9 protein-coding genes are annotated in these 12463 nt (G+C 71.0%); 8 read left to right on the top strand and 1 reads right to left on the bottom strand.

Annotated features, from left to right (window positions below; translation table 11 throughout):
- The gene (locus ABD340_RS09605; RefSeq protein WP_344588313.1) at nt 1–1215 is read right to left on the bottom strand and encodes a cytochrome P450; all 1215 of its coding nucleotides are present in this window, start codon (nt 1213–1215) and stop codon (nt 1–3) included.
- A 170-nt stretch (nt 1216–1385) separates the two neighbouring features.
- Here ABD340_RS09605 and ABD340_RS09600 point away from each other — a divergent pair, with 170 nt between their 5' ends.
- From ABD340_RS09600 to ABD340_RS09565, 8 genes are all read left to right on the top strand, one after another.
- A complete protein-coding gene (locus ABD340_RS09600) occupies nt 1386–2273 on the top strand; it encodes an SAM-dependent methyltransferase (RefSeq protein ID WP_344588312.1) in 888 nt (295 codons plus the stop codon).
- Nucleotides 2255–3169 (top strand): NAD(P)-dependent oxidoreductase, encoded by a 915-nt coding sequence (locus tag ABD340_RS09595; protein WP_344588311.1) that lies wholly within the window; start codon nt 2255–2257, stop codon nt 3167–3169. The genes ABD340_RS09600 and ABD340_RS09595 overlap by 19 nt, the downstream gene beginning before the upstream one ends.
- Nucleotides 3166–4980, top strand: a complete 1815-nt coding sequence (locus ABD340_RS09590; RefSeq protein WP_344588309.1) for a non-ribosomal peptide synthetase — start codon at nt 3166–3168, stop codon at nt 4978–4980. The genes ABD340_RS09595 and ABD340_RS09590 overlap by 4 nt, the downstream gene beginning before the upstream one ends.
- A complete protein-coding gene (locus tag ABD340_RS09585) occupies nt 4980–9068 on the top strand; it encodes a type I polyketide synthase (RefSeq protein ID WP_344588308.1) in 4089 nt (1362 codons plus the stop codon). Before ABD340_RS09590 ends, ABD340_RS09585 begins: the two co-directional genes overlap by 1 nt.
- Before the next feature lie 50 nt (nt 9069–9118).
- Nucleotides 9119–9862, top strand: a complete 744-nt coding sequence (locus ABD340_RS09580) for a thioesterase II family protein (protein WP_344588307.1) — start codon at nt 9119–9121, stop codon at nt 9860–9862.
- Nucleotides 9853–11061 carry a cytochrome P450 gene (locus ABD340_RS09575; RefSeq protein ID WP_344588306.1) on the top strand — a complete coding sequence of 403 codons (1209 nt, stop codon included), beginning with the start codon at nt 9853–9855 and terminating at the stop codon, nt 11059–11061. Before ABD340_RS09580 ends, ABD340_RS09575 begins: the two co-directional genes overlap by 10 nt.
- Before the next feature lie 118 nt (nt 11062–11179).
- Nucleotides 11180–11725 carry an EF-hand domain-containing protein gene (locus ABD340_RS09570; protein WP_344588305.1) on the top strand — a complete coding sequence of 182 codons (546 nt, stop codon included), beginning with the start codon at nt 11180–11182 and terminating at the stop codon, nt 11723–11725.
- Nucleotides 11726–11890: 165 nt separating this feature from the next.
- Nucleotides 11891–12382: a hypothetical protein gene (locus tag ABD340_RS09565; protein WP_344588304.1), complete on the top strand. Its 492-nt coding sequence runs from the start codon at nt 11891–11893 to the stop codon at nt 12380–12382.
- Nucleotides 12383–12463: the final 81 nt, after the last annotated feature.

The following is a 12463-nucleotide window of genomic DNA, read 5'->3' as shown; positions in this document are numbered from 1 at the left end:
TCATGGTCGAGGTTGGCGCCATGTGACCGGGAGCTGTTGCAGACGCCGGAGTTCCAGGCTGTCCTGCCACGGGAGTTCGGACTCGGGGACGGCCAAGCGCAGGTCGGGCAGGCGCTCCAGCAGGGCCGATAGGGCTGTCTGGAAGAGCATTCTGACGAGGGGCCCGCCCAGGCAGTGGTGCAGGCCATGCCCGAAGGACAGGTGAGTGTTCTTCGAGCGGGTGAGGTCGAGCTTCTCAGGGTTCTCGAAGGCGGCCTCGTCGAAGTTGCCTGCGGGCAGGGCTACGAGGACCGCTTCGCCCGCGCGCACGTGGGTGCCGCCTATCTCCACGTCCTCCGTCGCGTAGCGGGCGAACGTCACGTGGGCGGGGAAGGGGGCGTACCGCAGGAGTTCTTCCACGGCCCTGGGCATCAGTTCGGGGTCGTGCTCCAGCAGCCGCAGCTGGTCGGGGTGGGTGAGCAGGAGGTAGACGGCGTTCAGAAGCTGGGTGGAGGTGTTGTAGTAGCCGGCGAGCAGCAGGTCGCTGATCACCTCGGTGAAGAAACCGTCATCGGACAGCCTGGTGTCGCCCTCCCTGGCCCGGGTGAGCTCTCCGAGCACGTCGTCGCCCGCCTCCGCACGCCCGGCGGCGCACAGCTCGTCGATGTAGGCGTAGAGCGCGGAGATCCGCGGGCCGACCACCTCCTCGGGGAGTGTGGAGGCCAGCGCTTCGAGTCCGTCCCGGAACAGCTCGCGGTCGGCGAACGGCACGCCGAGCAGTTCGCAGGTGATCTCGCCGGTGAGCGGTATCGCGAAGTGTTCGGCGAGGTCGGCGGGGGCACCCTGAGCGATCATCCCGTCGATCAGATGTGCACACCGCTCCTGGGCGGTACCGCGCAGCTCGGCGACCCTGGGGCCGTTGAAGCCCAGCGCGCCGGCCAGCAGCCGCCGGACCGAGGTGTGCTCAGGGGGATCGAGCGACAGCACGCTGGTCTGCAGGGGCACCGCGGCAAGCCGGGGTTCGTCGCGCGCGACGGCGACGGCCCGGCTGAAGCGCCGGTCGGCCAGTACGGCCCTGATGTCCTCGTGGCGGGTCACCAGCCACGCGTCGTCGCCGTGCGGCGGCCGGATCCGGGTGAGCCCGCCCAGCGACTGGCATGCCGAGTGATGCGGATGGATACCGAGCCCGGTTGGCTCGCCAAAGGGATAGCGCGCCAAACACTCCAGATCAGACATATCTACCTCCACTCGTCCCCGGCCGGCCAGCGAAGAATTCCCACGACCCGCGGCCATGGCGCTCAGCGTGATCCCAATAATCCTTTACCGATCGGCCGGTGTGGGGCCGCGGCGGCCGGATAGAAAGGAGCTGGATACGACCCGGTGCGGCAGCGCAGGAGATAATTGTCATGCCCGTGGAAGAGACCGTCGACGCTTCTTCTTCCGATATCGCCAAGGCTTATGCGGACATCGCGCCGCTGGCTTTGCGCTACTGGGGGCCGAATCTGCACTATGGCTTCTGGACGGGACCCGGCGACACTTCGCCGATCGAGGTGGCGACGGCCAGGCTGGCGGCGATCGTGATCGAGCGGTTGCGGGTGCGTCCAGGAGACCGGGTGCTGGACCTGGGCTGCGGCTACGGCCACCCGGCGGTCGAAGTGGCCCGCGCCACCGGCGCCCACGTCACGGCCGTGGACATCGATCCGCGCGCGGTGGCGGAGGCGGCCGAGCATGCCCGCCGCAGCGGGCTCGCCGACCTGGTGCGGGTGACCCGATGCGACGCCCGCGAGCTGCCCTTCCCCGAGAACACGTTCGACGCGGTGCTCTCCCTCGAATCGACGCCGCATTTCGACATCACGGAACTGTATCCGCTGATCCGGCGGATTCTCCGTCCTGGCGGCCGTCTCGTGGTGGAGACCCCGATCCTGCTCGAACCGATGAACCCGGCACTGGGAAAACGGGTGGCGGATTTTTTTGATTTGCTTCGCATCCGCTCTTTCGAAACTCCTGAGACGCATCGCGAAACGGCCGAGCGGTCAGGTCTGCGGGTCACGGAACTCGCCGATATCACGCGGAATGTGAACGGCTCGTTCGACCGGCTCGTGCGAAGGCTGCGCCGGCACCGGGACGAGCTGGCGGCCGAATACGGCGCGGCCGAGGCCGCCCGGCTGATCGAGGTGTTCGCCGGCTGGGCACAGGTCTCCGAGATCGGCGCGATGATCATGGTCGCGAGCCGGCCGGCGGCCACCGGGACGACCGATGAAGGGGAAGGCCGCACATGGCCGACGCACACATGACCGATGCGACCGTCATCGGCGCAGGTGTGATGGGTTCGGCGGTGACCCGCGCCTGCCGCGCCGCCGGCCTTTCGGTCACCGTCTGGAACCGCACCCCGGTGCGGGTGCCCGGCGGAGCCGGGATCGCCTCCGACCTGGCCGAGGCGCTCCGTTCATCTCCCGTCCTGGTGCTCTGCCTGCTCAACTACGCCGTCACCCGCGAGGTCCTGGAACCGGTCCGGCCCGAGCTCGACGGCCGCCTGGTCGTGCAGACGGCCAGCGGGGTGCCGTCCCAGGTGCCGACGCTGGCCACGTGGGTGGAGGCGGCCGGCGGCCGCTACCTGGAGGCCGCCATCCTCAACTACCCGCAGGCCGTGGGCACGGAGCACTGCTTCACCGTCTACGGCGGCGCCGAGCGGGACTACCAGGAGATCGGCCCGGTCGTGGCGGCCTTGGGCGGGACGGCGACGTACCTGGGCGCCGACCCCGCGTACGTGAAGGCCTACCACACCGTCTCCGCGGCGTACTACTACTCGATCGTCAACGGGCTGCTGGAGTGCGCCGCGATCGCCACGGCCTGCGGCGTTCCACTCGAGGAGTTCGCCAAGTCCATTCCGATGTACGACCCGGGGCTGCGCTCCACCATCGACGTCGGCGTGGAGCTGATGCGGCGCGGCGACTACGGCTACGAGCAGGCACCGCTGACCACGCACATCGACATCCTGCGCAATCTGGCGGTGCTCGCCGACGAGGCGCGGGTGGATCACTCGTTCTTCTCCGTTCTGCGGGACAGGGTGCAGCGCGCCCTGGAGAAGGGGTACCGCCGCGAACACGTGGCGGTGGTCTACGAGCAGTTCCGGGAGCCCGATGGGCACCGCGAGCGCGCCGCCACGCTCCCCACGGAGACCCCGGCATGACCTGGGTCGGATGCGCCCACGAAGCCTTCGAGCGGTGGGCCGCCCGGACCCCCGACCGGGTGGCGGTGTCGTGCGCGGACGAGGAGATCACCTATCGGGAGCTCGACGACCGTGCCGGCGCGCTGGCCGCCGAGCTTCGCGCCCGAGGCGTGGGGCCCGAAGTGGTGGTGGGCGTTCTGGCCGACCATCCGAGTCAGCTTCCGCTGGCCGTGCTGGCGATATGGAAGGCGGGCGGCGCCTACGTGCCGCTGGGACCGGGCCTGCCGGCGAACCGGGTGGCGGCGATCCTGGCCGACCGTGTCCGCGTCGTGCTGGCGGGGGCGGACGAGGCGGGCGTGCTTTCCGGTTACACGGGCGATGTGGTCAGCCTGACCGCCCTCCCCCGTCCGGCTTCGGGCAGCCCCAGGGGCGGCGCGGGCCCGGGCCATCTGGCGTACGTCCTGTTCACGTCCGGTTCGACCGGCACTCCGAAGGGCGTCCTCGTCGAGCATGCGGGAGTGGTGAACCTCGCGCGCGCCCTGCGGCGGCTCTATGGCGACCTGGAGCAGGCCCGGGTGTTCCAGTTCGCACCGCTCACCTTCGACGCGTGGGTCTGGGAACTGGCGATGAGCCTGCTCAACGGCGGGACGCTGTGCGTGCGACCGGACGACGGGCCGCTGTGCGGACCCGCCCTCTCCCGCGAGCTGCGCAGGTGCTCGGCCACCCACTTGTCGGCTTCGCCGTCCCTGCTGGCCACACTGCCGGTGGAGGACCCGCCGCCGGTGACGACGTTGACGGCGGGCGGCGAGGCGCTGCCCGCGTCTCTGGTGGAGCGCTGGGCCCCGAGAGTGCGTTTCTTCAACGCCTACGGGCCGACCGAATGCACTGTGGGGGCGACGGCGGGCCGGTGCCATCACCGTCCCGGGCGGCCCCCGATCGGGACGCCCTTGGACGGCGTCGAGGTCCACGTCCTGGACGACCAGGGACACCCGGTCGCGGCGGGCGAGACCGGTGAGGTGTACATCGGCGGGGCCGGGGTGGCGCGCGGATACCTGGACCTCCCCGCCGTGACGGCCGCCAGGTTCGTCCCCGACCGCCTGTCCGGCCGCCCCGGGGCGCGCCTGTACCGGACGGGTGATCTGGCGCGGCGGCTGCCCGACGGGAATCTGGAGTTCCGCGGGCGTACGGACCGGCAGCTCAAGATCCGGGGTTACCGGATCGAACCCGCCGAGGTCGAGCAGGCGCTGTGCCGCCACCCGCGGGTGACGGGAGCGGTGGTCGGCGCGCACGAGCGCCCCGGGATGGATCGGCGGCTGGTCGCCTGGGTCGGAACGGCGGCGACGGGCGGATCCGTGCCGGTGAGCGAGTTGCGGGAGTTCCTGAGCGCGGACATGCCCGACCACCTGATCCCCTCGATCTTCGTGGTGCTGCCGCGTCTCCCGCTGACGGCGCACGGCAAGGTGGACCACGCGGCGCTGCCGGCGCCAGAGCGCACCCGCCCTTCGCTGGGACACCGCTACGTGGAGCCGCGGGGCACCACTCAACGCGGGCTCGCGCTCATGTGGTCGGAACTGCTGCTCCTGGACCGGGTCGGCGCCGACGACGACTTCCACTCCCTGGGCGGCACTTCGCTGGACCTGCTCCGGCTCCAGGAGGAGATCACCGCGCGCTGGGGCGTCCGGCTGTCGGCAGCGGAACTGCTGTCGGCGCGCACCGTCCGCCGACTGGCCGCGCGACTCGACGACGGCCCGGGACGAGACCGGTACCAGGACCGGGACCTCGGACGGCGCGCCGAGTCCCTGCGACTGCTTCAGCGGCGGAGGCGGCGCTGATGTCCGGTACCGACATCGCCGTGGTGGGCGTGGCCTGCCGGTTCCCCGGAGCCCCTGACCTGGCCGCGTACTGGCGGCTGATCGCCTCGGGCCGGGAGGGCGTGTCCCGGCTGAGCGCGGAGGAGTTGCGGAGCGCGGGCGCGAGCGAGGAGCGCGTCGCCGATCCGAGGCTCGTCGGCGCGGGCGGCATCGTCGAGGACGGCGAAGACTTCGACGCCGCGTTCTTCGGCTACCCGGCCAGGGAAGCGGCCCTGATGGATCCGCAGCAGCGCATGTTCCTCGAGGCCGCCTGGCATGCCTTGGAGGACTCCGGGCACGCACCCGCCCTGTTCCCCGGCAGGATCGGAATCTACGGCGGGCAGACGGTGAGCACGCACCGCCCTGTGGGCCTCGACGACTTCCTGGGCGATGTGGGCGCGTCGCTGCTGTCGGCCAACGACAAGGACTTCCTGACCACGCGGGTGTCCTACAAGCTGGGGCTCACCGGCCCGAGCATGAACGTCCAGGCGACCTGCGCGACATCGCTGGTCGCCGTGCACCTCGCCGCGCAGGCCCTGCTGACGTACGAATGCGACATGAGCCTGGCCGGCGGCGTCTCCTGGAGCCGGTCACGGCGGCTCGGCTACCTGCACCAGCCGGGAAGCACGCTGTCGGCCGACGGGCATGTCCGGCCCTTCGACCGGGACGCGTCGGGATTCGTCCCGGCCGACGGGGTCGGGATCGTGGTGCTGCGCCGGCTCGCGGACGCGCTGGAGGACGGCGATCGCATCTACGCCGTGGTCAAGGGCAGCGCCGTCAACAACGACGGAGGGGACAAGCCGAGTTATGCCGCCCCCTCGGCGGCCGGCCAGGAGCGGGTGATCCGTGACGCGCTCGCGGTCGCCGGAGTCGATCCCGGAACGCTCGGTTATGTGGAGGCCCACGGCACCGCCACGGCGATCGGCGACGTCGTCGAGTTCAGCGCCCTGTCACGGGTCTACGGGGGCCGTTGCCCGCTCGGTTCGGTCAAGGCGAACATCGGGCACGCGGACTCCGCGGCAGGGGTCGCGGGCTTCATCAAAGCGGCGATGATGCTGCATCACGGCTTCCGCCCGCCGTGCCCGAACTTCGGCGTTCCCAACCCGGACCTCTCCTTCCGCGAAGGGGCCCTCCGTCCGCCGCTCACCGAAGGTGAGCCTTGGCCGTCCGGGGCACAGCCGCGCCGGGCGGCGGTGAGCGCCTTCGGTGTGGGCGGCACCAACGCCCATGTGATCCTCCAGGAGGCTCCGCCGCCGACGCCTTCGGACATCGCGCGGCCCTGGCAGTTGCTGGCGCTGTCCGCTCGGAACGCCGACGCCTTGGACGCGGTGGCCGGGTCCTGCGCGGCGTTCCTGGAAGAGGACACGGGGGTGAACCTGGCCGATGTCGCCTGGACGACGGCGGGCCTCCACCGATTCGAGCGGCGGTTCGCGGGCGTGTTCCATGACGGTGCGGACGCGGTGCGCGCCCTCCGCGCCTTCACCGCGGCCGGCGGTGAGAAGGGGCACGACCCCGATGCGACGGTCTTCATGTTCCCAGGGGGCGACGCCCGCGAAGCGGGAATGGGACGGGATCTGTACGAGTGGTCGGCGGTCTTCCGTGACAGCGTGGAGGAGTGCCTGCGCCACGCCGCGAGCCCAGAGGTACGTGACGCGCTGCTACTCCCCCATGCGGAGGACGAAGCAGCCGACCCCCGACACGGGCTGCCCGCACTGTTCATCGCCGAAGTCGCCCTCGGACGGCTGCTGATCTCGCTGGGCATCCGCCCCGACGCCGTCCTGGGGCATGACCTCGGCGAGTACACGGCGGCACACTTCGCCAGGGTTCTCTCCCTGCCTGACGCGATGAAGGTGGTCACCGGGTTCGCGCACGTACGGCACGGCGGCGCGGCGGCCACGCTCCGGCGGTTGCTCTCCGGTATCCCGCTGGCGGAACCCGCCATGGTCCTGGTGTCGGACGGGGAACCGACCGATCCCCAGTACTGGGTGCGTCACGCAGAGCCGGTAGCCCGGACAGCGGAGTCACTCACCTGGAAGCTCGATCGAGTTCTCGGTACGGGTCACCCCGCGCTGATCGAAACAGGGCCTGGAACCGCCCTCACCACCCTGGCTCAGGAGCACGGGCTCGCCACTCGGGCCGCGGCGCTGGTCAGTGCCGCCGACCGCCCCACGATCGGCCGTGACGGCCGCACGATGCTGCTGGAGGCGGTGGGCCCGCTGTGGGCTGCCGGCCTGGACGTCGACCTGCCCGCCCTGCACGCCGATGAGCGCCGCGTGCGCGTTCCGTTCGCCAAGTATCCCTTCGCCCGGACGCCGATGCCCTCGGCCGGAGCCGATCGGCGGTCGTCGGGACGTCCCGCCGACTGGCTGTACGGGGTGGGCTGGCGGCGGTCGATGGACATCGCCGTCCACGATCCGGAAGCGGTGGTGGCGGGGCGGCGGTGGGCCGTGCTGTCGGACGGGTCTCCGCTGGCGCGGCAGATCATCGAAGTCCTGCGCAGCCGTGGCGCGGAACCGGTCGTGGCGACCCCGGGCGAGGAGTTCCGCCGCCTGTCGCCGACCTCCTGCACGTTCGCTCCGGCCCGGCCCGAGCAGTACGCCCGGTTCCTGGACCTCACCGGCGACGCCGAGAACGTGCGGATCGTGGATCTGTGGTCGAGCCTGGAACCGGAAGAGGAAGCTTCGGCCCTGGACAGCGTGATCGGGCTTGCCCGCGCGGCGCACCCGCGCACCGGCCGGTTGGAGGTCTGGGTCGTCACCCGCGGGGCTTACCGGATCACGGGCGGAGAATCACCGGCCCCGTGTTCGGCGGGCGCGCACGCGGCCGCCCAGACCCTGGTCCTTGAGACACCTCATGTGACGGTACGGTGCGTGGACCTCGATCCGGGGGCGGCCACGGCGGCGGAGCTGCTGACCGAGTTCGCCCGCCCGGACGCGGAGGACATCGTCGGGTACCGCGCCGGACGCAGGTGGGTGCGCGAGTTCCGGCCGCTGGCGGCCGATCGCCTCCCGGCGGCGCCCCTGCGCGATGCCGGGACCTATCTGATCACCGGGGGTCTCGGCGGTGTGGGGCTGGCCATCGCACGCCATCTGGCCAGGAGCCACCGGGCGCGGCTGGTACTGCTCGGACGCGGCGCGGGGCGTCCCGAAGACCCGGCGGTTCTCGAGGAGATGCACCGGGCGGGCGGGGAGGTGCTGGTCCGCGGCGTCGATGTGGCCGACGGTGCCGCGCTCAAGGACGTCCTCCGGGAGACCCGGCAGCGGTTCGGCGCCGTGGACGGGGTCGTGCACGCGGCGGGTGTCATCGGCGCCGGCAGCCTGCGCTCCCTGGACCGCGAAGAGGTCGCCGCCTCCTTCCGGGCCAAGGCCGCGGGCACCCGCGCGCTGATCGACGCGCTTTCCGCCCTGGGCGAGACGCCCGACTTCCTGGCCTTGTTCTCCTCACTCGCGGCCCTGTCCGGGGCACCCGGGCAGGGCTGCTACGCGGCGGCCAACGCCTGTCTCGACTCCTTCGCCGGCCGGGCGCCGTTCCCGGTGCTGTCGATCAACTGGGACCGGTGGCGGGGTCTCGGCATGACCGGCGCCGACCGGACGGGCCGGACCTCGATCACGCCGGGAATGGAATCCGACGACGCCCTCAAGGCGTTCGAACTGGCACTGTCCGCGCTGCCGCTCGAACACGTGGCCGTGGCCACCGCGCCTCCCGGCGGCCTGTTCCAACTGATGTCGGGACGGCGTCGCGTCCCGGACGAAGACGGCCCACCGGCGCCGTCCGCCATGACGGCCCGGCCTGACCTGCCCACTTCCTACCAGGCCCCGCGGACCGAGCTGGAGACGCGGGTCACGGCGGTGTGGGAGACGGTCCTCGGGATCGAGGGCATCGGAGTCCATGACGACTTCTTCGACCTCGGCGGCCACTCGATCATCGCGTTGGACATCGTCCAGCACTGCGAGGAGAGCTTCGGGACCGAGGTGCCCGTGCAGACGCTGTTCACCGATCCGACGGTGGCGGCGTTCACGCGGGCGCTCGCGGAAGAGGGAGCCTCGGAACGGGGCGGGCGATGGTCGTGAGCCGGGCGAGCACCACCGACCCGCGCGCCTGGTTCCGCAGGACCCGGCGGATGGCCCGACCACGCCTGCGGCTGGTGTGCTTTCCCCATGCGGGCGGCAGCCCTCAGCTCTTCCGCACGTGGTCGTCGCTCCTGCCCGGCGACATAGAACTGCTCGCGGTGTGCTCCCCAGGCCGCCAGGACCGCCTGGCCGAACCGGGAATCGACCGCATGGAGCCGCTGGCCGATCTGATCGCCGAGTCGCTCGCGGCGTTCACCGGCGCGCCGCTGGCCCTGTTCGGGCACAGCATGGGCGCCCTGGTCGCCTACGAGGTCGCGCTCCGCCTGCCGGGCGACGATCCGCTGGCGCTGCTGGTATCCGCACACCCCGCCCCGCACCGGCTCCCCCCAGCGGGCGCGGAGCCGTTGACCGATGACGAACTACTGCTCGGGACGGCCGAGATCGGCGGCATCGACCCCGCGCTCCTGAAGCGCGAGGAGATGCGCGGCCTGATCCTGCCGGCGATGCGCGCCGACCATGAACTGCTGCGCGCCTACCGTCCCCGGTCTCCGGCCGCGGTCACCGCTCCCGTCATCGGCTACCTGGGCCGGGACGACCCGCTGGCGGGCCCTTCGGACCTGGAGGGCTGGGCCGAGCTGACCACCGGCGGATTCGACGTCCATGTCCTGCCCGGGGGGCACTTCTACCTCGCCTCCGCGGAGCGGGAGATCGTCACGGACATCGTCCGCCGCCTCCGTCCGCTCCTTCCCGATGCCGCACGCCCGGACCCCGTGGAGACAGGCCCATGTCGCTGACGCCCGAAATGCCGTTGCCAGTGCGTCGTGGCCGCCACTGTCCCTTCAGCCCGGCCGAGGAGTTCCGCGCCCTGCGTTCGTCCGAGCCGGTGTGCCGCACCACGCTGCCCAGCGGCGAACCCTCCTGGGTGATCACGCGGTACGCGGACGTGCGCCGGGTCCTCGGCGACACCGGTTCCTTCAGCAACGCCGCCGCGGGTCAGGGGCCGATGCCGCCGCCGCGTCCGGCGAACGGGGAGTTCCCGCCGCCGCAGCCGGGGTTCTTCGTCGCCTATGACCCGCCCGAGCACACCCGGCTGCGGAGAATGGTGTCCGGCGAGTTCACGATGCGCCGGATCAGCCGCCTGCGGCCCTACATCGAGTCGATCGTCGCCGAGCGTCTGGACGCCATGGAGGCCGCCGGCCCGCCCGCCGACCTGGTCCAGGCGTTCGCGCTGCCGATCCCATCGTCGGTGATCTGCGAACTGCTCGGCGTCCCCTACGCCGACCGGGCCGATTTCCACCGGGTGGGCGCCACGCTGTTCGACCTGACCACTCCCCCGGACCGGCAGGCCGGCAACTTCGAGCGGATGCGCCGCTACATGATCGACCTGGCCGCGCGCCGGCGCGCCGACCCGGGAGACGACCTGCTCGGCATGCTGCTGCGCGAGCACGGCGCGGACCTCTCTGACGAGGAACTGGCCGGTATCTGCAACCTGCTGCTGGTCGCCGGGCACGAGACGACGGCGAAAATGATCGCGCTCGGCACAATGCTGCTGCTCGAGCACCCCGATCAACTCGCCGCCATGCGCGATGATCCCGACCTCGCCGACAGGGCCACCGAGGAACTGCTCCGCTATCTGTCGGTGGTTCACTACGGGTTCGTTCTAACGGCCACCCGGGACGTGACGATCCAGGGCCGGCACATCCGGGCAGGGGACTATGTGATGTGCGCATTCCCTTCGGCCAACCGCGACGAGGATCTCATCTCGGACCCCGAACGATTCGACATAACCCGGGACCCGGTACAGCACCTGGCATTCGGCTATGGCGCCCACCATTGCGTGGGCGCGTCGCTCGCCCGGCTGGAACTGCGCGTCTGCTATCCCGCCCTGCTCAACCGTTTTCCGAACCTACAACTCGCCGTGCCCCGCGATGACATACGTTTCGACACCCACTCCGCCACCTACGGCGTCCGATCCCTGCCCATCACCTGGTGAAGGGTGACCATCCACCAGGCATCCATAAATTGCCCACGTTTGACCCTATGTCAACCATATCGGAAAAACTTCGGGGCACTACTAGGGGTGATACCCACCGAGGGCAAAGGAGAAAAGAATGGCAGCCGGAACCATCGCCAGGAAGGCCGACCACTGGTTCGTACTGTTGGACGTCAACGGGGACGGCCAGGTCCAGCGCAGCGACATGCGTGCTCTCGGAGAGCGGATCCTGAACCACTTCGGGCAAAGCCCCGACTCCCCCCAGGGGCGCAAGCTGCTCCAGGCGTACGACGAGTCCTGGGACTACATGGTGAACGCCATGGACACCGACGGCGACAACGCGATCTCCCGGGAGGAGTTCCGCAACTACATGTCCAAGAACGCCAATCGGGCGAACGCCGACGAGGCGCTGCGCCCGCTCACGGACGCGGAATTCGCCGTGACCGATACCGATAGCGACGGGTACCTTTCACCGGACGAATACGCGGAGTTCCTGCGCGCCTGGGGCCTGAGCGACCAGGATGCCCGGCTGGGCGCGTCCAGTATCGACACCGACCGCGACGGCAGGATCAGCCGGGAGGAGTACTTCCGGGCCTGCCGCGACTTCTTCGCCGGCGGCGAGAACCTCAGCGAGCCGGCCGGCCAGGTCTTCGGACGGGTTTGAGCGCACCGCGCTGATCCGGATCATCAGGCGGTGGCCGGTCCCCGCACCGGCCACCGCCCACGGCTGTGGGCCCGATCCAGAACGGCGATCTCAGCGCCTTGCGGACACGCCGCCGCCACCTGGCCGACCGGTTGAGGATTCTTCCGCGCGGGGGATCATGTCTCTGTGGGGGTTTTCGGCAGGGGCGACCGGACGCGGCCATGGTCTCTCGCGGCCCGCTACGGCGTCCCGCTCGTCGCCGTGGCGATGATCGTGGTGTCCCTGATCGGGATCAGGGGGAGCGTGCGCGCGTGGACCGGCGACGGGACTCCCGGCACGTTCACCGCCAAGTGGCCGGATTGCCGGGGGAACGACTGCTCGTGGACGGGCGACTTCACGAGCGTCGACGGGCGTGTCCACAAGAGCCATGTCGCGCTGTACGACGGCCGAGGTCATCGGGACATGAGGAAGGGCGGCACACGGCCGGCGCTCGACACCGGAAATCCGATGAGGGTCTACGGTCCCGGTGGTTACAAGGATGTGCCCGGGTACGAGCTGCTCATGTTGCTCAGCGGCCTGGGAGCGCTGTTCTACGCCGGCAAGGCGTGGCGGGGCCGGCCGCGTCGGCGCCCTGGCATCGCCGCGGCTCCTGCTCCCCGCCCTTCGGGGCGATCGTGATCGCCTGAGCCCGGCCCCGTCGGCAGGGACGAGACGTCCCGCGGCGCACCCGCCGGTGCGCCGCAGGACCGCCTGCGGACT

The organism is Actinomadura vinacea, from assembly GCF_039532545.1.
Lineage (GTDB): Bacteria > Actinomycetota > Actinomycetes > Streptosporangiales > Streptosporangiaceae > Spirillospora > Spirillospora vinacea.
Note: the sequence above shows the minus strand (reverse complement) of the source record. Positions and strands in the feature narration are given on the sequence as shown.

What these genes read in the sequence shown, in the direction of transcription:
- ABD340_RS09605 (WP_344588313.1), bottom strand. Translation starts at nt 1,215, where the DNA reads ATGTCTGATCTGGAGTGTTTGGCGCGCTATCCCTTTGGCGAGCCAACC.
- ABD340_RS09600 (WP_344588312.1), top strand. Translation starts at nt 1,386, where the DNA reads ATGCCCGTGGAAGAGACCGTCGACGCTTCTTCTTCCGATATCGCCAAG.
- ABD340_RS09595 (WP_344588311.1), top strand. Translation starts at nt 2,255, where the DNA reads ATGGCCGACGCACACATGACCGATGCGACCGTCATCGGCGCAGGTGTG.
- ABD340_RS09590 (WP_344588309.1), top strand. Translation starts at nt 3,166, where the DNA reads ATGACCTGGGTCGGATGCGCCCACGAAGCCTTCGAGCGGTGGGCCGCC.
- ABD340_RS09585 (WP_344588308.1), top strand. Translation starts at nt 4,980, where the DNA reads ATGTCCGGTACCGACATCGCCGTGGTGGGCGTGGCCTGCCGGTTCCCC.
- ABD340_RS09580 (WP_344588307.1), top strand. Translation starts at nt 9,119, where the DNA reads ATGGCCCGACCACGCCTGCGGCTGGTGTGCTTTCCCCATGCGGGCGGC.
- ABD340_RS09575 (WP_344588306.1), top strand. Translation starts at nt 9,853, where the DNA reads ATGTCGCTGACGCCCGAAATGCCGTTGCCAGTGCGTCGTGGCCGCCAC.
- ABD340_RS09570 (WP_344588305.1), top strand. Translation starts at nt 11,180, where the DNA reads ATGGCAGCCGGAACCATCGCCAGGAAGGCCGACCACTGGTTCGTACTG.